Genomic DNA, 18992 nt, shown 5'->3' on the forward strand with positions numbered 1-18992 from the left:
GAATTTACTTGCCGAAATCTCATAAATACTTTCCAAAACGGGTAATGTACTAACTTTTATCCAATTACCTTCTAATTATAAAGGCTTCTGAGATTTATTTTCAGCGATAAATTCAAGTACCTGCTCAATCACTTCGTCCTGCGGGGAAGTAAAGTAATCTTGAAATGGGCATCCATCTTTTACTCTCTCTGCTGCAGCCTCTATTGTAAATTGATTAACCCGAAGATCTTCCGTCACTTCATCCCAGTATAGAGGAGCCGCCACAAATGCACCCTCAGGATTCCCTCTGACAGAATAGGGAGCTATTATCGTTTTGCCTTCAGCATGCTGGATATAGTCGACATACAGCCGGTTTCCCCTGTTTTTTTTGAGCCGCTCGGTTGTATACAGCTCAGGGAAAGCATTGACCAGGTATTCAGCAATAAAGGAAGTGAATTTTTTTGTCTGATCATATGAAAAACGATTTTTGGTCATGGGAATATGAATCTGAATTCCTTTTCCGCCTGATAGCTTTGGGAAGGTAGCAAGGCCGAATGAGTCAAAGAGTTTGCGCATTTCAGACGCAGCTGAAACAGCCAAGTGAAAATCATCCCTCGATGGAGGGTCTAGATCAAAAACAATTTCATTCGGACAAGAGGAATCATAGGTTTGAAAAGGGATATGAAATTCCAGGGCGAGCTGATTTCCAAGCCAAATCAGGGTGGAGATATCGTTGCACAAGATATAGTCAATGCCATCCTGCTCCGCGGTTGCCACAAACTTTGGCGCATAATCCGGACAGTTTTTTTGATAAAAGGCTTCATCAGACGTTCCGTGCGGATATCGTATTACCGTCAGAAGTTTATTTTTCAAGAAAGGAAGCATATAGTCGGAAACCTCCACTAAATAAGCCAGATAGTCTGTCTTCGTCCGCAGGGGTTTTTCCCACAGCGGTTTATCAGGATGTGTAATCTGGACTTCTTCATGAAACGAAACAGCATTCAGCTTCAGCTGCTCCCATGTGCATTCTTCAGGATGCTGATCAAACCGGAAAGCTGCAAAAGATGGCTCGCGCAGCTGATTTTTATAAAGCTCCAGAAACTGCAGCTCCACGCAGATCGCAGGGGAAATCGTGATCCATTGTGAATCTTCCCTATCTTTATTTTCCTTTAGAATCTTAATTAAAGAATCACGGTCAGATCCCTCGAGCCCGTGAGAAAAAACACCAGCTTCTATCACATTCTCTCCTTTGTATACGCCCGCTTTAAAATACCCATTCTTCTTGTCATATCCTATAATGAAAAACAAAGCATATTTATAATTTTTTATTTTCAGCCAGGATTTCGTGCGTACTCCGGCCTCCCATTTGCTTTTATGTTCTTTTGCAATCATTCCTTCTGAATCAAATGCCCGGATTTTGCTCCATAAAGTCCTTGAAAAGGATGGGACATATTGGATGAGCTGATTGTTTTTTATAGGTTCAAGGGGGAATCCGCATGCTGCGGCAATGTTTTTCAAACTCTTTTTTCGTGAAAGATAATCTGAAAAAGCCGTTTTTTCGTGTTTGCATTGAAGAATATCAAAGATTAAATACTGACACGGATTAGTTTCTGCGGCTTTGCTGATCTTGTCTTTAGCCCTCATCCTGCCGCGCTGCTGGATGACTTCAAATGATGCTTTATACGGGTTTTTTAATGACACGAGCTCACCGTCAAATGTGCACGGCATAAATTCCTGCAGCCTGTCAAAGCTAGATTGGACAGAATCTATGATTTCGGGAAAAAGCGGGCCCAGATCTTTTCCGTTTCGGCTGATAAGAGTAGTTTCTTCTTCTGAAATGGACAAAATGGCCCTGAATCCATCATATTTGACTTCGCAGCTCCACTTTTCTCCTTCAGGAATTTGGGCTGAAAGGGTTGGAAGCATTGGTTTTACATACATGGCAATCGTCCTTTTGCATTCTTTTTTACTTACTATTACTCATTGGAATTCAATTTATGAAAGGGAGCGTTTAACTTGAATAGAGCCATTTTTCTGGATCGTGACGGCGTGATAAATGAAGTTTTATCGGACCGAGTCAAGTTCGTGAATCATCCGTCCCAGCTCTATCTTTTAGAAGGAGCAGCAAAAGCTGTAAAGCTTCTCTATGATAAAGGCTTTACCATATTTGTCGTGACGAATCAGGGAGGGGTGGGGCTTGGCTATATGAAAGAAGAGATGCTGCAACGGATTCATCAAAAAATGATCACGGAAATTGAAAAAGAGGGCGGCCGTATACAGGAGGTTGCTTATTGCGCTCATGCCCCGCACGCCGGCTGCAGCTGCAGAAAGCCGGGGCCTGGCATGATCACAACTCTTGCTTTAAAGCATGGAATCAATCTGGAACACAGCTACATGATCGGCGACCGCGATGTTGATATCCTTGCAGGAAAGGCCGCTTGTGCGAAAACGATTTTAATCGGTTCAGAGGATCACGGTGCAGATTACCGGTTTGACACTCTGCTTGAAGCGGCTGTTTGGATACTTAAAGAAGAAAACCTCGTATGACCTGACGAGGATTTCTGATGATCAGGCTTTTTTACGGGCAGTTTTCGTTTTTTTCTTCGCTTTGGCTGGCTCCTGTTTTTTGGAAGCAGTCTCTTTTTTCGCTGGCTTTTCTTTAGAGCGGTCAATGCTGGCCTGCAGAGCGCTCATCAAATCAACGACATTTTCGCGCGGTGCATCTGCAGGTGTTTTCCCTTCGTTTTTGCCGGCTTTTTTCTGAATAAGATTAAGCAGAGCTTCCCGGTAGTCATCCTTGTAAGTTTCCGGGTTGAAGGTTGTTGTTAATTGATCAATCAGCATGATAGCTGTTTCAAGTTCTTTTTCCCCAAGCTCTGCTTTTTCCGGAACACTTGGAACGTCTGTTGTATTCCTGACTTCATCCGGGTAATGAATGGTTTCCATGACAATGGTATTCTGATACACGCGGACTACAGCCAGCTGCTGCTTAGAGCGGATGGTCATTTCGGCAACTCCGATTTTTCCTGATTTTAAAAGAGCTTCACGAAGCAGAGAATAGGCTTTTCCGCCATTTTCACCGGGACCGACAAAATAAGATCGGTTAAAATAGATGGGATCAATTTCTTCCAGGTTCACAAAATCAATAATTTCGACTGCTTTATCTTCATGTTCGTGTTTAAGCTGTTTCAGTTCATCTTCATCTAAAATGACAAACTTGCCTTTTACATATTCATAGCCTTTGACTATATCGTCATTCCCGACTGTTTCATCGCAGTTCGGACATTTTTTTTCATATTGAATAGGGGTATGGCATTTGCTGTGTAAATTTCTGAGCTTCACATCTTTATCTTCAGTAGCTGCATATAATTTGATTGGGATATTTACAAGGCCGAAGCTGATGGACCCTTTCCACATTGTGTGCATGATTTTACTCCCGCTTTCCTTTTTTCTCTTAGCTTCTGCGTTTATATCCTGATGATGCACAGAAAAAAATGGTTTTTAGCTGAAGACCGTCAATACTTTCGGGGAATAGACGATAGTACAAGTAGATCGTATTTTCAGTTGAAAAGTTTATGATCTTTTTTAGTGGGAAAACCTAAATAACGATGCCGAAAAGGAGGGGCTGCAATGTCCCGCAATCAGTCTATGACCGTCCTGAACCCAGCTACATTAAACAGTGCTGAAAATATAGATGAAACACCTATTTATCACATTCAGCAAATGTATGATCTATCAAAATCAGCCTCTGACACATGGAAAGAAAAAAGTGTCAAGGAACGGCTTGCCTTTATTCGAAAGGTAAAGGACGTAATGCTGAACAGGATGGATGAAATCATTGAAGTGATAGCAGCCGATACTGGAAAAGTGAAAGTAGAAGCTGTCACTGCTGATGTGATGCCGGTTTTGGATGCCATTACTTTTTTAGAAAAGACCGCGGAAAAAAGTCTTGCTGAGCGCCGCGTGCAGACGCCGGTCACTTTCTGGGGAAAGAAAAGCTACATAGAATATATGGCAAGAGGCACAGTGCTTGTTATTTCACCATGGAACTATCCGCTGCAGCTCTCGATGGTGCCAATGCTGAATGCTCTTGCTGCCGGAAATTCCGTTATCCTGAAGCCTTCCGAAGTAACGCCTTTAGTAGGGAAATGCATTGAACATTTATTCATGCTTGCTGAGTTTCCAAAAGGGCTCGTACAAGTGGCTCATGGAGGAAAAGACGTGGGAGCTGCGCTTATAAGCGGAAAGCCTGATTATATTTTTTTCACCGGATCGGTTGCGACAGGGAAAAAAATACAGGAGGAAGCTGCAAAAGAATTAATCCCATCTACGCTTGAACTCGGAGGGAAAGATCCGGTCATTATTTTTGCAGATGCCAACTTAGACCGCGCTGCAAAAGGTGCAGCGTGGGGAGCTTTTACGAACAGCGGTCAAGTGTGCATGAGCTCTGAGAGGATTTATGTAGAGCAGAGTGTTTATGCGGAATTTCTTGAAAAACTGCAAAATGAAACGGTTAAGCTTAAACAGGGAACAGACGTTAATGATGATATTGGATCCATGACCTATCCCGGTCAGATTGACGTTATTAAAGATCAGCTGGAAGAGGCGATTGCAGAGGGAGCCCGTTTAGTCACCGGCACGCTGCCGCGTGATTGGGACTTGTCTGCCGGACTTTTCATCCCTCCAACAATTGTTGTTGATGTCCATCAAAAAATGAAGCTTGTACAAGAAGAAACATTCGGTCCTGTCGTCACGGTTATGCCTTTTAAATCTGAGAAAGAGGCAATAGAACTAGCAAATGACTCCATCTACGGATTGAATGCAAGCGTTTGGAGCAAGGACATTAAGAAAGCGAAACGGGTCGTTTCAAAGCTTGTAACCGGGAATGCGGTCATTAATGATGTCATGATGTCTGTTGCCAATCATCATCTTCCATTCGGCGGAGTGAAGCACAGCGGAATAGGAAAGTATCACGGCAAAGAGGGCATTCGTGTGTTCTGTCATGAAAAATCCGTTTTGCTTGATCGAGGAAAGAAAAAAACGGAGATTCAGTGGTATCCTTATCAAAATAAATATCCTAAAATCCGCTCATTTTTGAAGCTGATGTTCAGAAAATAAGGGATTCTTCAATAAGTGTAAAAACAGAAGCAGACAGGTAAAACAAATGTTTTTCCTGTCTGCTTTTTTCTATAGGCTCTTTTCAAAACTTTGTTGTTATTAGACTCCATGTTACAAACTATAAGTGGATTGCAGCGGAAGGAACTTGACTCCTGCGGGAAATAGAGCAAATTGGGAGACCCCACAGGCAACGCCGAGGAGGCTCCCATGCTCCCCGCGGAAAGCAAGTTCCTGGAGCGGAAAGGAACGGACATCATTTGTAACCTAGAACAATCATTATGCGATTGGACAGCCCCTTTTTTCCTTGTGTCTAAATCGACTGAATTATAATGACCAATATTCCCAAAGCCCAAACATAAACGGCAAATCCTTTTAGAGAGTGCTTTTTTACATAGCCGATCATCCATTTTACAGCGATGTAACCAGTAAATGCGGCACTCAAGGTTGCCAATAGCAATGGCATAAAGCCGATTGAAGCTGCCTGTCCTGAAAAAAGATCAGCCGATTGAAACACGATGGCTCCAAATATCGCAGGAATGGAAAGCAAAAATGAAAAATAAGCGGCGGTTTCTTTATCAATTTTCCTCATCAATCCTGCAACAATCGTCATTCCTGACCTTGAAATCGCCGGAAAGATAGCAAGTGCCTGAAAACACCCGATGAATAAGGCGTCGCCGGCTGTCAGATCATCCAGTTTTTTTGAGCCCTTCTTAATGGAATCAGCAAACCACAAAAACACTCCTGTAATTAAAAACTCCCACCCGATGGTGACGCCTGACTTTGAAATGCCGTCAAAAAAATCACTGATAAATACCCCAGCAAAAACAGCCGGCAGTGTTCCCAGGAATAATAAAAAAGTCAGCTTGGTAAAAGGATTTTTCAAAAGCTTGAGCAAAATATCCCGGTAAAACACGATAAGCGCGATAAAGGTTCCGATGTGCAGCATCGTATCAAGGAAGATGCCCCCGTCCTCCATACCAAACAGCTTTCTTCCCAAGTAAAGATGTCCTGTTGAACTTATCGGCAGAAATTCAGTCAGACCTTGTATAAATCCTAATATCATTGCCTGCAGCCAATCCATTTCTTCACCTCGATTAAAGAGTTGGCTCTTTATCCGCAGAAAAAAGCCGAAAATTAAAAATCTGTAAAGTTGTCCCTTTTTAATCGTATGTGTAGTATGATAGCTTGTAGAACTGAAAAGGAGTTTGGTACTGAACATGGAACATTACATTCTGGCTTTTATTGAATACTTTAAAGACCTTTCGTACTTTGGCGTGCTCCTTGCACTATGCTTTGAGTTTGTGCCTGCTGAAGTGGTTCTTCCGCTTGCGGGGTATTGGGTTTATCAGGGAGATATGACTTTATGGGGAACGGTTCTTGCGGGCACAGTCGGCGGAACGATCGGACCGCTTACTCTTTATGCGCTTGGCCGCTACGGGGGAAGGCCATTCCTTATAAAGTATGGAAAATATATGTTCATCAATGAAGAAAATCTTTCGAAAGCAGATGCTTTCTTCGAAAAAAACGGAGCGATGGTGGCTTTCACCGCCCGTTTCCTTCCCGGCGTCAGAACGCTGATCTCCATACCATGCGGAATGGCTAAAATGAACGTCTGGATTTTTTCCATCTATACGTTTGCTGCCATGCTGCCGATTACATTTTTGTATGTATTTCTTGGCTTTAAATTAGGCGATAAATGGGCAGAAGTCGGCGGAATAGCCAACGATTATCTGCTTCCTGCAGGTGTAGTTGCTGTCATTGTTTTTCTTTTATACAAGTTTATGACAAGGAAAGCAATCAAGCCGTCAACCTTTACTCATAAGAATTAACAAAGAAACACCTTTGCCATGATTAGGCAAAGGTGTTTTTAGGATAGAAGTGAAATGATAGTGGGTATATAGATAAAATACGCTATTAGGAGGAATGAAAGAATGGATGTAGCTTTATTGCTCGAGTACGGCTGGGTACTCCTTGTATTAATTGCCCTTGAGGGGATATTAGCAGCAGATAATGCGTTGGTCATGGCCGTCATGGTTAAGCATTTGCCAGATGATCAGCGGAAAAAAGCGCTGTTTTACGGATTGGCGGGAGCTTTTATCCTGCGCTTTGGTTCCTTGTTTTTAATTTCATTTTTAGTGGACGTATGGCAGGTTCAGGCGATTGGAGCGATTTACCTCCTGTTTATTTCAATCAATCATATTCTTAAAAAGTTCGTCTTTAAAAAAGATCTCCATAATCAAAAGGAACGAAAAGAATCAGGTTTTTGGGGAACCGTTATTAAAGTCGAGCTTGCAGATATTGCCTTTGCTGTCGATTCGATATTAGCAGCGGTTGCACTTGCTGTAACCTTGCCTGAAACGGCCCTGCCGACAATTGGCGGACTGGATGGCGGTCAGTTTTTAGTCATACTTGCAGGCGGAGTCATCGGTCTGGTCATTATGAGATTTGCAGCAAGCTATTTCGTCGCCCTTCTGCAAAAGCGGCCGAGTCTTGAAACTGCAGCGTTCGTGATCGTTGGCTGGGTAGGTGTAAAGCTCGCGTTATACACATTAGCACATCCGGAGATCAATCTTATAGATAAGCATTTCATTGAGTCTGCCACTTGGAAGCTGATCTTCTGGATCGTCCTTTTAGGCATCGCCATTGCAGGCTGGTTCCTTTCAAAAGACGAAAGCGAGAAGCCGGAATCAGAAGAAGAACGCATAATTGAAAAAGCGGAACACAGATAAACAGATAAGTTGGTAGTGATTGTCCAATAAGTCTCTAAAATGAAGCAGGCAGGAAAAACTAATGTTATTTCCTTTCTGCTTTTTTCTATGGAGGTCTTTTCATAACTTTGTTATTTTTAGACTCCATGTTACAAACTATAAGTTCCTGGAGCGGAAAGGAACGGACAACATTAATATTCCAAAACAATAATTATGCGAAAACATACTTTCTGGACAGCTCTTTTATTGGAGGAAATGTGTGCTTTTCCACTTCCAAAGGTATAAAGTGCCAAGAGTAATCAGATAAGGGCAATTTCTGAGCTCAACTTGGACATTTTTCTGGATCTTTCCAAACAATAAACCACTTGAATAAGATAAGGATAATAAAAGAATTTATTCTTTTATTTGGAAATACTTTCCCTTTTATTAGTTGGAAATTACAAATTACAGACAATTCTCCTATATTTTTTCACATACTTTGTAATCTTTTTGTAAAAAAAGACTTTTCACGCCCTCAAATTCCACATTCATTTCGTAGCTTTTTAGTGAGAAAAATAATTGAGAGGAGTAAATAAGCAGGTTTAAAATCATCTGACAGCTTCCAATCTTTTTCCGTCTCCCATTACCTTTAATCCGACGGGCAAGCATAATTCCAATTTTCTTCCTTTGCGCTCTCCATGCAAATTAGCTATGATTATACGAAGTAATATGGGAGAAACTGAGGTGAGAACCGGTGCTTAGCCTACTGTTTAAACTTGGCAAAAAGAAACCAACTTTAGAAGAAACCGTCTTGCAGATCCAAGATGGGGACCAGCAAATGCAGAACACACTAATTGACCAATATAAACCTTTCGTGGCAAAAACCGTTTCTTCGGTCTGCAAAAGGTACATTGATGAGAGAGACGATGAATTCAGTATCGGACTCATTGCTTTTAATGAGGCCATTGAAAAGTATTCAACTGAAAAAGGGAGCTCGCTTCTTGCGTTCGCCGAATTGATTATAAAGAGAAAAGTGATCGATTATATTCGGAAAGAAGCAAGAAATGCGCAGACCGTGAACATTGACCTTCAGGAGCATGAAGAAGGCGAAGCCTCGCAAAGCAAGATCGAGGCGGATCTGTCGATTGAAGAGCATCAGAAACTGATCGAGCAAGAACAGCGCAGAGAAGAGATTATTTACTTCCAGACAGTGCTGCAGGAATTTGGCTTGTCTTTTTCAGAACTGATGGAGCAATCTCCAAAGCATATGGATGCAAGACAAAATGCAATTAAGGTGGCGCAAATTCTTATTGAACATGATGAACTCAAGCGCATCTTGTTTACAAAAAAACAGCTGCCGGTCAAACAGCTTGAGGCGCTTGTATCTGTCAGTCGCAAAACTATAGAGAGAAATAGAAAATATATTATTGCAATGACAATTATTTTATCTGGGGATTACATTTATCTGAAAGACTATATAAGAGGGGTGCTTCAATCATGAAAAAAGGGATCGTCGTTGATCGAAATGATGATTACGTTACATTACTTACCCCCGATGGACAATTTTTGAAAGCAAACAAACAAAAACGTTCATACGAGCTGGGTGAGGAAATTACTTTTTTTCAACTTTCAGATACAAGCGAAAGGGCAAAGTCATTAAGCATCTTTAATTTGCGCGGAATCAGAAACGGGTTATTGGCAGTTATGGCTATTATTCTTCTTTTTTTTACAGTGCTGCCCGTTTTTAAAGATGACAAAGTGTATGCTTACATGACAATTGATATCAATCCAAGCTTTGAACTAAGATTGAATGAAAAGCTTCAGGTCGTGCAGATCGAGCCGATGAATGAAGATGGGGAAAAAATGCTTGGTGATATAAAAGACTGGAAAAACAGAAAGATCTCAGACGTTTTTACCAAAATTGTCGATAAAAGCAAAGAGTTAGGGTATTTAAAGGGCGATAAAGAAATATTTATTTCAACCGTGACCACAGATGACAAACATGAATCTGCCAAAAAGAAAATGCTTGCGGATGTGGATGAACTGAAACATTCATATGAAAGTGAAAATGTGAAAGTCAGTGCAGTTGAAGCGAATGTTGAGACTAGGAAAAAAGCGGCAGATCAAGGGATCTCAACCGGCAAGTATATACAATTAAACCCCAAACCTGCTGAACAGCCTGCAGAAACTCCTCCTTCAACTGAAAATAAGGGCGAGAAAGAAGAAATAAAGCAAGAGACACCTCATGCTGATGAAGAAGAAAACAGCAAGGAAACGCCTCCAGCTTTGAAGCCTCCTGCGGAAGAGCCAGAAAAACAAGCGCCTCCTGAAAAACCGGCAAAAAGAGAAAAGCCTGAAGTTAAAGAGGAAGAGCTGAAAGAGACGATTCCGGAGAAGAAAAAAGTCATTCCTGAGCCGCCTAAAGATAAAGTATCGATAAAGGATACGGATAAAGAAGCTGAAAAAGCAAAAAAAGAAGTAGAGAAAAAGCGGCGTGAAGCCGAAAAGGGCAAATGGCAGCGTGAAGACAGAGATGACGATGACGATGAAGATGAAGATGATGACGACGATAGAGATGAAGATAGAAGAGAAAAAAATTGGGACAAGGATCAAGATGATCGAGACAGAGATAATGATGACGATGAAGACGACGACGAGGGGTCAAGATCTGATCGTGATTAATTCATAAGTGCCAAAAAGAATGATTAGAGCGGATTGGCGCTTTTTAGTTTTTACATAGCTTGTAATAGGAGAACCGCCGGGTGCATGCACCCGGCGGTTTTTGCCATGTTATTCAGTTTTAGAAGGTTGTCCGCCAAGTCCTGCTTGAGCTTGAGCGACTAAGCGTTTTGTGATTTCTCCGCCTACAGATCCGTTAGAGCGTGCTGCTGTATCAGATCCAAGCGTTACTCCAAATTCCTGAGCAATTTCATATTTAATTTGATCCAGTGCCTGTTCAATTCCTGGAACAAGTAATTTGTTGCTGCTGCGTGCCATTGTTTTCAACTCCTTTTTATTAAATGATGCAGCCCTTAATGGCTGTTCCTATAGTGTTGATTTCAGCAAAAAAAATATACTGGCAATTGTCACCGGGCAGCATTCCTGAATGAAAGGTATGGAATAACAAAAACTACCTTCATATACTAAAAGAGGCGGTGAAGAGATGAATATCCGAAGCGGCACGTTCTACTGGCCTGAAACACTGACTCCTAAGCCTTTTAGAGCCTTGGAGGAGGATATCAGCTGTGACATCTTAATCATCGGAGGCGGCGAGTCTGGTGCTCACTGTGCTTATTTTTTAAGTGAAACAGATTTGGACGTCGTATTAGTTGAACAGGATCGGGCCGGCAGCGGGAGTTCCTGTGCAAATACCGGACTGCTGCAATATTCGAATGATAAAATGCTGACAGCCTGCGCCAACTCCTTTGGCGAGGAAAAAGCTGTGAGGCATTACCGGCTTTGTGAACAGGCATTAAGAGGATTAGAAAAGCTGGTTCCGTCCCTGACAATCAATCCTGACTTTAAAATAAGAGAGAGTCTGTATTATGCATCTGATAAGGCGGATGAAGAAACCTTAAGAAAGGAATATAACATGCTGAAAAAGCATTCGTTTCAGGCAGAGTGGCTGACGGTTTCTGACATCGAAAAAATGTATGGATTTAAAAAACCGGCAGGAATCCTCTCTGGGGGTGACGCAGAAGTGAATCCTTTTAAGCTTGCGATTTCACTTATAGATGCAGCTGAAGCCAGGGGTGTACGTGTTTTTGAAAAGACCGAAGTAAACGGAAGGAAATTTGAGCATGGCCATGTGATGTTGTATACATCAAGGGGGGCATGCATCAAAGCGAAAAAGGTCATCATGGCAGTGGGGTACAGAAATCAGGAAATCAGGCGCGAACAGAATGCTAGTTTGTCCAGTACATATGCAATTGCCACAAACAGGCTTACCGAGAACGAAATCTGGTACGGGCAAACCCTTATTTGGGAAACAGCAAGGCCTTATTTATACATGAGAACGACCGCAGATAATCGGATTATCGCCGGAGGATTGGATGAAAAAACGATAGATGCTCTGAATATAGATTCGAAGCTGGTCCACAAAAGAGATCAGCTCCTGTTTGAAGTGAAAAAGCTTTTCCCAGAACTGAAGCTTGAGGCTGAATACTTCTGGGGAGCCGTATTTGGAAGCACTTATGATGGGCTTCCAATGATAAAAGAATACCCTGAACTGCCGCACTGCCTGTTTTTGCTTGGCTATGGCGGGAACGGGACCGTCTGCAGCTACGTGCTTGCAAGCCTCATCCGGGACCATTTAACAGGAAAGCAAAACGATGACCTTCAAATGTATATGCAGAGGTAATCCTATGTTTTTTCGAGATGCTGCTGAAAAAACAGCTCGGTTCTTCTTTGAAGATAAGAAGCGATCACAGATAGAACAGTAACCGTTAAAATGTTCTTAACCTGCAGCCATAATTCATTCGAAATATCCTGAAATAGATCCCTGGAAGTTTCGATTTTTTTTGAGATTTCCTCCTCCATTTCATGCTCTGATAAGGAGAAAACCGTAATGGATTCCATTCTTTCGAGGATCTCTCCATATGCAGCGTAATAGGTTAAAGGAGAGATTAAGTCATCACTCCTGTCTGATAATGTATTAAACAGGCTCATCAATAATTGTCTGATTGTATCAAAATCAAAAACCGATTTTAAATCTCTGACAATCAGCAGAATGGCAGCCTGTTCAATTGAGTACTTCTTGCCGAGTTCCGGCGCACCGATCAGTTCCTTTATATCACGCTTTATCCAGTTTTGGATGGATGTTGACTTCAGCGACGTTAATTCACACAGCTTTGCAAGAGCGACGATTTCATTTGTAGATAGGCCTCTTGGAAATGGTTTATGATTTTTAATAATATCAGGCAGTGCGTTTTCAGGGTCGCCGTGACCGAAGCCTAATTGGTAAAGCAATTCAAGCGGCGTTTGTCCGCTTTCTCCTTTTAAAGCAAGCAGCAGCCTTGCCATATCAGATCGCTTTAACTGAATCGTTTTCATCTCACACCTCTTTTCTGATGTATTAGCCCAATGGATGAGCCGCTTTTCCTGAGTTTACCAAAGTGTTTTAATTTGCTTTATATGATGTATTTTAATTATAATATGATTATAATACAAGTTCACTTGAACTCAAAATGATGGAGGTGCAAGATGGCTAAACGGATTTTCCTCTTTATTTTAACAAATATTCTTGTGCTCATTACGATAGGGGTAGTCCTTTCCCTGTTAGGAGTCGGGTCATATGTGACTGCATCTGGTGGAATCGATCTCATAAGCCTGCTTGTGTTTAGTGCAGTCGTCGGTTTTACCGGGTCATTTATTTCTCTCCTGATGTCTAAATGGATGGCAAAAATGATGATGGGCGTGAAGGTGTTAAAACCTGATCAATCATTATCTGTCTATGAAAGAAATCTTGTAGACCGTGTACACAGATTATCAAGAGCTGCCGGTATTACGAAAATGCCGGAAGTAGGGATCTATCAATCGCGCGAGGTAAATGCTTTCGCAACAGGTCCATCTAAAAACAATTCGCTTGTGGCTGTATCTACTGGCCTGCTTGAGGAAATGGATGATGCAGCGGTTGAAGGTGTGCTCGCCCACGAGGTAGCGCATATCTCAAACGGTGACATGGTGACAATGACCTTGCTTCAAGGTGTTGTCAATACATTTGTTGTCTTCCTTGCCAGAATTGCAGCATGGATTGCATCTAGATTTGTAAGAGAAGATATGGCGCCAATTGTTCATTTTATTGCGATTCTGATTTTCCAGCTGCTGTTTTCTATCCTGGGCAGCCTTGTGGTCTTTGCTTATTCCCGCCACCGCGAATTCCATGCCGATAACGGCGGAGCGGATCTCGCCGGCAAGGACAAAATGGTTCATGCGCTGCGTGCTCTTAAAGGATACACACAGCGTATCAACAACGAGCAATCCTCTGTTGCGACACTTAAGATCAGCGGGAAGCGCGGGCTTGCTCTCTTTTCAACACATCCTGATTTAGATGAGAGAATTCGCCGTTTAGAAGCGAAATAAACAGGGAAAAGCAGATGGGACTAAGATCTCATCTGTTTTTTTGGTATGCCAAGAACTAAGTGCATCATTGGAAAAAATGCATTAAAGCGTGGAATAGTGAATCATATGCCTCATAAACAATATAAACTAATGATTATAGTTTGTTTCTGAAACTCAGTCAGGTATGTTTTATTCGGTTCATGTTGAAAATGAAACATAGGCCTGGTATGAAATCTTTCTTTTGGAAATTACGAAATACCCCTTTTCATCTGCTCTGCTTTTCATTATGATAGAGACCATGCAGTTATCCCCATTATCTAAGGAATGAACATAACCAATGAAACGATTTAAATTATTTTTGCAGAAATTAACTCCGTTTCAGCTGATAGCAGCCTATTACATTATCGCAGTCAGTGTTTCGGTTGCTTTATTGAGCCTGCCTGTTGCCCATCAGCCAGGGGTGGACTGGGGATTTATGGACGGTCTTTTTACAGCGGTCAGCGCAGTAAGCGTGACTGGTTTAAGTGTTGTTAATATATCGGAAACCTTAACAGTACCAGGCATTTTTATCCTTATGTTTGTACTTCAATTCGGCGGAATTGGAGTCATGACGCTCGGTACCTTTGTCTGGCTGATAGTAGGAAAACGTATTGGCCTTAGAGAGAGACGGTTGATCATGGCCGATCAAAATCAATATGCTCTGTCTGGCATCGTGAATTTGATGAAGCAAATACTGCTTTTGATCCTCATTATCGAGTTCAGCGGGGGCATGATCCTTGGCACTTATTTTCTAAAATATTATCCGACATGGCAGGAAGCTTTCCTGCACGGCTTTTTTAACTCTGTCAGTGCAACCACCAATGGCGGGTTTGACATTACGGGTGCTTCGATGATTCCCTATTCACATGATTACTTCATTCAATTTGTCATCATCCTATTAATAACGCTCGGTGCAATTGGCTTCCCAGTCTTAATAGAAGTGAAAACCTTTCTGTTCAGCAAAAAAGGGAAATACCGTTTTACCCTCTTTACGAAACTTACGACGGTTACATATACGCTGCTCGTTATTGGCGGCACGATCATGATTGCATTGCTCGAATTTCAATTTTTCTTTCAGGATAAATCATGGCATGAGACCTTTTTCTACTCGCTGTTTCAGTCAACCGCAACGAGAAGCGGCGGGCTCGCAACCATGGATGTCAGCCTGTTTTCTGAAGCAACGCTGCTGATTTTATGTGCCCTGATGTTTATTGGTGCCTCCCCGAGCTCAGTCGGCGGAGGAATCCGGACTACGACATTCGCGCTTAATTTACTGGCGCTTTATCACTTTGCAAAAGGGAATAAGACGATCAAAATCTTTAAAAGAGAACTGCACGAAGACGATGTTAAAAAATCACTGGTGGTTACCTTGATGGCTTTTGTTCTTTGTTTCACTTCTGTCTTTATTTTAACCATTACTGAAAGGTTTACCTTCATCGAGATTCTGTTTGAAGTTTGCTCTGCATTCGGAACAACGGGGCTTTCCATGGGGATTACACCTGATTTGAGCATCATCGGAAAATGCATCATTATGGTCCTCATGTTTATCGGCCGGATCGGAATTGTTACCTTTATCTACATTATCGGTTCAAAAGAAGTCAAACCAAATTACCATTATCCAAAGGAACGAGTCATTATTGGATAATTAGCAGCAGCAGGCGTGTGTATGCGCCTGCTTTTTTTATGGGATAAGAAAGTATTAGGTATTGCGCTTTGATGTCTAGCTCCATAGCCCAACTCCTCGGCCAGAACGGTTCCGAAAGTATTGGCAAAAAGCGACTTTACTGGCGGAACCTTATCTGTCTGCCTGCGCTAAACGGGCGCTTGCGCTTTTCTTTTGGGTTCTAGATGTGCATCATTCAGGAAAATAATCCCTTGTCTATGCTATACTTAAGATATCAACAAACGGGAGAGATCAGATATTGTGAAGAAAAGTCCTATACTCGCTGCAATCGTGCTGCTGCTCATCATTTTAGGCGGCTGTTCAAAAGGGCCGACACCTGAAGAGAGATTTCAGGAATATGTCAGCCTGTGGAACGAGCAAAAATTTAACGAGATGTACGATTTCCTATCAGCAGACGCCAAAAGCAAAATGACCGAAAAAGAGTTTACAGACCGATACAAAAAAATCTATGAATCCATTGAAGTCAGCAATTTGAATGTTACATATAACAAACCGGAAGAGGATGCAGACAGGGGAGATGAGAAAAAAGCTTCTCTGCCATATGCATTAAAAATGGAGACAATTGCAGGTCCGGTGAAGTTTGAACAGGATGCTGTTTTTGTCCAGGAAGAAACGGAGAAAGAAGAAAATTGGTTTTTAGCATGGAATCCAGCAATGATTTTTCCTCAGCTGAAGGAAGGGGATGCAGTCCGCGTTTCTGAACTAAATCCGCTTCGGGGAAGTATTTTTGATAAAAACGGAAAAGGAATCGCCATACAGGCAAAAGTTCCTGAAATTCAAGTTGTTCCCGGGCAGCTTGGCGATGAGCCTGAAAAGGTAAAAGCGGAAGCTGCTAAATTGCTGAATCTTTCCTTACAGGACATCGACGCGAAGCTTTCGGCAAACTGGGTCAAACCTGATGTTTCTGTGCCAATTGTGAAAGTCGATCCTGCCAATAAGGAGCTTCTTATAAAAGTAACCTCTCTGCCGGGCTTTCAAAAAGCAGATGTTGACAGCAGATATTATCCGCAGGGAGAAAGCTCTGCCCATCTGTCCGGATATGTCGGCAGCATCACAGCTGAGCAGCTTGAGAAGCTAAAAGATAAAGGCTATACAAGCACCTCGCAAATCGGAAAGACAGGCCTTGAATATGTGTACGAGGAACGCCTGAGAGGAAAGCCGGGCTACAGAATCTTTATTGAAGCTTCCAATGAAACGATTGCGGAAACGCCTGCTGAAAATGGGGAAGATATCACAGTCACCATTGATACTGACCTGCAAAAGCAGCTCTATAATCAGCTGAAAGGGGACTCAGGCACTGCTGTTGCCCTCCACCCTAAAACAGGAGAGACCCTGGCGATGGTCAGCAGTCCATCCTATAATCCGAATGCCTTTGTTTTTGGAATGTCTGGCGCGGCTTACAAGACACTGGCTGAACATCCGCAAAAACCGCTCAGCGCGAAATTCAACAAAACCTTTTCACCGGGTTCAACCTTTAAGGCAATTACGGCAGCGGTGGGGTTAAAGACGGGAAGCATTGATCCTGAAGCTGTTAAGAAAATTAATGGCCTGACATGGCAAAAAGGGCCTGAGTGGGGCAAATATACGATTACGAGAGTATCAGATAACTATTCATCGGTAAACTTAGAACGTGCACTTGTCTCATCCGATAACATCTATTTTGCTCAAGCTGCTTTAGATATCGGACCGGAAGCATTTAAAAAGGGCTTAGAGGAATTTGGATTCAGTGAAGACATTGATTATGCTTTTCCAATTGCAGCATCATCCATCTCAAATTCTGATTTAGCGGCTGGTGGAGTTTTGCTCGCAGACTCAGGCTACGGACAAGGGGAAGTGCTGATGAGCCCTGTACACCTTGCAGCGGCCTATACCGTCTTTTTGAACGAAGGCAGCATGCTCAAGCCGTATCTGGAGAAAAAAGAACAGCCTGCACCTGAAATTTGGAAGGAAGGCATTATCAGTCCTGAGCAGAACTCAATTATTCTTTCTGATTTGGTCAAAGTTGTAGAAGATCCAAACGGAACAGCTAACAAGCCGAAATTACCGAATATCAAGCTTGCCGGCAAAACAGGAACCGCGGAACTGAAAACGACTAAGGAAGAGATCGGAAAAGAAAATGGCTGGTTTGTCGGAATGAACACCGAGAACCCTGAACTATTAATTACGATGATGATAGAAGATGTAAAAGACCGCGGAGGCAGTCATTACGTCGTTCCGAAGGTCAAAAATGTATTTTCAAGCTATTTGAAGTGAATGTAATAGTAAATGGACAGAATGTTACCTTCACGATCGTAAATATATGCCTATAATGAGCCTCTCATATTGAAAAAAGCTATTGCCAGCGGCAATAGCTTTTTTTCATGAATTCATAAACGTTCGAATCGCTTCTTTATTTTCCTCAATATTTAGATCCAACACAGATCCCGCTCCGTCATATCGGGCATTTTCAAAGGTGCCGTCAACGGGAATGCGCATTGTTTCTAAATCGGATTTGTTTGTAATCATGTCTTTTGCAATGAAAATCCCAGTGGACGTATCCACATTGGTATTAATATAAGGTGTGATGACTCCAGCCAATTTAGGGAGTTTTGTTACGCCCTCTACAGTAAGCATATCTTTCATTAACAGATTCATCACTTCCTGCTGGCGCCTTACTCTGCCGAAGTCACTGTCGGCTCCGCCGCGGTAGCGCACGTATCCCAATAAGTGCTCACCGTCTAGCTTCTGCAGTCCGGGTTCTATTGTTACACCGATTTTTTCTGACATTTGCTGCTCGACATTTATTCCTACGCCTTCTGGAAAGGCTGTATCAATCATGCTTTCGAATCCTTTAAAGTCAATGATTGCATAATGCTGAATATCGATATCAAAGTTATGCTTGATGGTTTTGCGCAGCAGGTCAGGACCGCCGATGGCAAATGCGGCATTAATTTTATTCTGGCCGTGACCCGGAATTTCCACGTAGGAATCCCGCATTATCGAAAGCAGCTTTGGTTTATTTGTTTTTTCATTGTATTGAGCAATCATGATTGTATCTGTGCGCGGATGTTTTTCTCCTCTTGAATCACTGCCAAGCACAAGAATATTTGTATTTCCATTTTCATCTTTTTGGCCGTTAAAGGTGAAGTCCTTCTTTTTTATATTTGATTCTGCTGCGGTTTTATTCACGCCTGAGAGAAATTGATCGTAGGCGAACCAGCTAAGTCCCGCAAACAGTAGAGTAAAGATTGAGAAAAAGATCAGGACTCTCTTTTTGCCGCTTTTTTTCTTTTGCAGATGTTTATCTGAACGCATAGTAAACCCTCATTTCTAAAACATTGGAACTGACTACTAGTATACTTGCTTTTACCTAATATGTGGGATGTTAGATTTTGGAATTGATTGGATGAATCCCTCTATAAGCTCAGGTATCCTATTGTAAAGGA

At 42.1% G+C, this 18992-nt stretch carries 16 protein-coding genes; 10 read left to right on the forward strand and 6 right to left on the reverse strand.

Features of this window, described 5'->3' with window-relative positions:
- Positions 1 to 75 precede the first annotated feature (75 nt).
- The gene (locus tag AC3ISE_RS07475) at positions 76 to 1920 is read right to left on the reverse strand and encodes a DNA ligase D (RefSeq protein WP_489223694.1); all 1845 of its coding nucleotides are present in this window, start codon (positions 1918 to 1920) and stop codon (positions 76 to 78) included.
- Positions 1921 to 1995: 75 nt separating this feature from the next.
- Here AC3ISE_RS07475 and AC3ISE_RS07480 point away from each other — a divergent pair, with 75 nt between their 5' ends.
- The gene (locus AC3ISE_RS07480) at positions 1996 to 2526 is read left to right on the forward strand and encodes a D-glycero-alpha-D-manno-heptose-1,7-bisphosphate 7-phosphatase (RefSeq protein WP_489223695.1); all 531 of its coding nucleotides are present in this window, start codon (positions 1996 to 1998) and stop codon (positions 2524 to 2526) included.
- A gap of 21 nt (positions 2527 to 2547) precedes the next feature.
- Here the strand turns inward: AC3ISE_RS07480 and ku are convergent, their stop codons facing one another.
- Positions 2548 to 3405 carry a non-homologous end joining protein Ku gene (gene ku / locus AC3ISE_RS07485; protein WP_489223696.1) on the reverse strand — a complete coding sequence of 286 codons (858 nt, stop codon included), beginning with the start codon at positions 3403 to 3405 and terminating at the stop codon, positions 2548 to 2550.
- Between the two features lie 204 nt (positions 3406 to 3609).
- Between ku and AC3ISE_RS07490 the strand changes: the two genes are divergently transcribed.
- Complete coding sequence (locus AC3ISE_RS07490) at positions 3610 to 5097, forward strand: aldehyde dehydrogenase family protein (RefSeq protein WP_489223697.1); 1488 nt, start codon at positions 3610 to 3612, stop codon at positions 5095 to 5097.
- 310 nt (positions 5098 to 5407) lie between these two features.
- On the opposite strand, the gene AC3ISE_RS07495 is transcribed toward AC3ISE_RS07490, so the two are convergent.
- Positions 5408 to 6178, reverse strand: coding sequence for an undecaprenyl-diphosphate phosphatase (locus AC3ISE_RS07495; RefSeq protein ID WP_489223698.1), 771 nt, complete (start codon positions 6176 to 6178; stop codon positions 5408 to 5410).
- A 136-nt stretch (positions 6179 to 6314) separates the two neighbouring features.
- Between AC3ISE_RS07495 and AC3ISE_RS07500 the strand changes: the two genes are divergently transcribed.
- The 4 genes from AC3ISE_RS07500 (at position 6315) to AC3ISE_RS07515 (ending at position 10466) form a co-directional block, all read left to right on the forward strand.
- Positions 6315 to 6926 carry a DedA family protein gene (locus AC3ISE_RS07500; protein WP_489223699.1) on the forward strand — a complete coding sequence of 204 codons (612 nt, stop codon included), beginning with the start codon at positions 6315 to 6317 and terminating at the stop codon, positions 6924 to 6926.
- Positions 6927 to 7028: 102 nt separating this feature from the next.
- Positions 7029 to 7826, forward strand: a complete 798-nt coding sequence (locus tag AC3ISE_RS07505; protein WP_489223700.1) for a TerC family protein — start codon at positions 7029 to 7031, stop codon at positions 7824 to 7826.
- 712 nt (positions 7827 to 8538) lie between these two features.
- Positions 8539 to 9285, forward strand: coding sequence for an RNA polymerase sigma factor SigI (sigI, locus tag AC3ISE_RS07510; RefSeq protein WP_489223701.1), 747 nt, complete (start codon positions 8539 to 8541; stop codon positions 9283 to 9285).
- The gene (locus tag AC3ISE_RS07515) at positions 9282 to 10466 is read left to right on the forward strand and encodes an anti-sigma-I factor RsgI family protein (protein ID WP_489223702.1); all 1185 of its coding nucleotides are present in this window, start codon (positions 9282 to 9284) and stop codon (positions 10464 to 10466) included. Before sigI ends, AC3ISE_RS07515 begins: the two co-directional genes overlap by 4 nt.
- Positions 10467 to 10574: 108 nt before the next feature.
- Here the strand turns inward: AC3ISE_RS07515 and AC3ISE_RS07520 are convergent, their stop codons facing one another.
- Entirely contained in the window at positions 10575 to 10781 is a 207-nt protein-coding gene (locus tag AC3ISE_RS07520) for an alpha/beta-type small acid-soluble spore protein (RefSeq protein WP_070876027.1), read from the reverse strand.
- 166 nt (positions 10782 to 10947) lie between these two features.
- Here AC3ISE_RS07520 and AC3ISE_RS07525 point away from each other — a divergent pair, with 166 nt between their 5' ends.
- Positions 10948 to 12144 (forward strand): NAD(P)/FAD-dependent oxidoreductase, encoded by a 1197-nt coding sequence (locus tag AC3ISE_RS07525; RefSeq protein WP_489223703.1) that lies wholly within the window; start codon positions 10948 to 10950, stop codon positions 12142 to 12144.
- Positions 12145 to 12146: 2 nt separating this feature from the next.
- Here the strand turns inward: AC3ISE_RS07525 and AC3ISE_RS07530 are convergent, their stop codons facing one another.
- Positions 12147 to 12836 carry a DUF1836 domain-containing protein gene (locus tag AC3ISE_RS07530; RefSeq protein ID WP_489223704.1) on the reverse strand — a complete coding sequence of 230 codons (690 nt, stop codon included), beginning with the start codon at positions 12834 to 12836 and terminating at the stop codon, positions 12147 to 12149.
- 150 nt (positions 12837 to 12986) lie between these two features.
- On the opposite strand from AC3ISE_RS07530, the gene htpX reads away from it, so the two are divergent.
- The 3 genes from htpX to AC3ISE_RS07545 all read left to right on the forward strand — a co-directional run bounded on the left by htpX (position 12987) and on the right by AC3ISE_RS07545 (position 17820).
- Positions 12987 to 13865, forward strand: coding sequence for a protease HtpX (htpX, locus tag AC3ISE_RS07535; protein WP_489223705.1), 879 nt, complete (start codon positions 12987 to 12989; stop codon positions 13863 to 13865).
- Between the two features lie 316 nt (positions 13866 to 14181).
- The gene (locus tag AC3ISE_RS07540) at positions 14182 to 15528 is read left to right on the forward strand and encodes a TrkH family potassium uptake protein (protein ID WP_489223706.1); all 1347 of its coding nucleotides are present in this window, start codon (positions 14182 to 14184) and stop codon (positions 15526 to 15528) included.
- Positions 15529 to 15807: 279 nt separating this feature from the next.
- Positions 15808 to 17820, forward strand: a complete 2013-nt coding sequence (locus AC3ISE_RS07545; protein ID WP_489223707.1) for a penicillin-binding transpeptidase domain-containing protein — start codon at positions 15808 to 15810, stop codon at positions 17818 to 17820.
- A gap of 105 nt (positions 17821 to 17925) precedes the next feature.
- Here AC3ISE_RS07545 and AC3ISE_RS07550 read toward each other — a convergent pair whose 3' ends face one another.
- The gene (locus tag AC3ISE_RS07550; protein WP_489223708.1) at positions 17926 to 18861 is read right to left on the reverse strand and encodes an LCP family protein; all 936 of its coding nucleotides are present in this window, start codon (positions 18859 to 18861) and stop codon (positions 17926 to 17928) included.
- Between the last annotated feature and the right edge of the window lie 131 nt (positions 18862 to 18992).

This window comes from Metabacillus sp. KH_069, from assembly GCF_057838075.1.

Coding starts and splice junctions, on each gene's coding strand:
- AC3ISE_RS07475 (WP_489223694.1), bottom strand. CDS start 1,920: ATGTATGTAAAACCAATGCTTCCAACCCTTTCAGCCCAAATTCCTGAA.
- ku (WP_489223696.1), bottom strand. CDS start 3,405: ATGCACACAATGTGGAAAGGGTCCATCAGCTTCGGCCTTGTAAATATC.
- AC3ISE_RS07490 (WP_489223697.1), top strand. CDS start 3,610: ATGTCCCGCAATCAGTCTATGACCGTCCTGAACCCAGCTACATTAAAC.
- AC3ISE_RS07495 (WP_489223698.1), bottom strand. CDS start 6,178: ATGGATTGGCTGCAGGCAATGATATTAGGATTTATACAAGGTCTGACT.
- AC3ISE_RS07500 (WP_489223699.1), top strand. CDS start 6,315: ATGGAACATTACATTCTGGCTTTTATTGAATACTTTAAAGACCTTTCG.
- AC3ISE_RS07505 (WP_489223700.1), top strand. CDS start 7,029: ATGGATGTAGCTTTATTGCTCGAGTACGGCTGGGTACTCCTTGTATTA.
- AC3ISE_RS07515 (WP_489223702.1), top strand. CDS start 9,282: ATGAAAAAAGGGATCGTCGTTGATCGAAATGATGATTACGTTACATTA.
- AC3ISE_RS07520 (WP_070876027.1), bottom strand. CDS start 10,781: ATGGCACGCAGCAGCAACAAATTACTTGTTCCAGGAATTGAACAGGCA.
- AC3ISE_RS07525 (WP_489223703.1), top strand. CDS start 10,948: ATGAATATCCGAAGCGGCACGTTCTACTGGCCTGAAACACTGACTCCT.
- AC3ISE_RS07530 (WP_489223704.1), bottom strand. CDS start 12,836: ATGAAAACGATTCAGTTAAAGCGATCTGATATGGCAAGGCTGCTGCTT.
- htpX (WP_489223705.1), top strand. CDS start 12,987: ATGGCTAAACGGATTTTCCTCTTTATTTTAACAAATATTCTTGTGCTC.
- AC3ISE_RS07540 (WP_489223706.1), top strand. CDS start 14,182: ATGAAACGATTTAAATTATTTTTGCAGAAATTAACTCCGTTTCAGCTG.
- AC3ISE_RS07550 (WP_489223708.1), bottom strand. CDS start 18,861: ATGCGTTCAGATAAACATCTGCAAAAGAAAAAAAGCGGCAAAAAGAGA.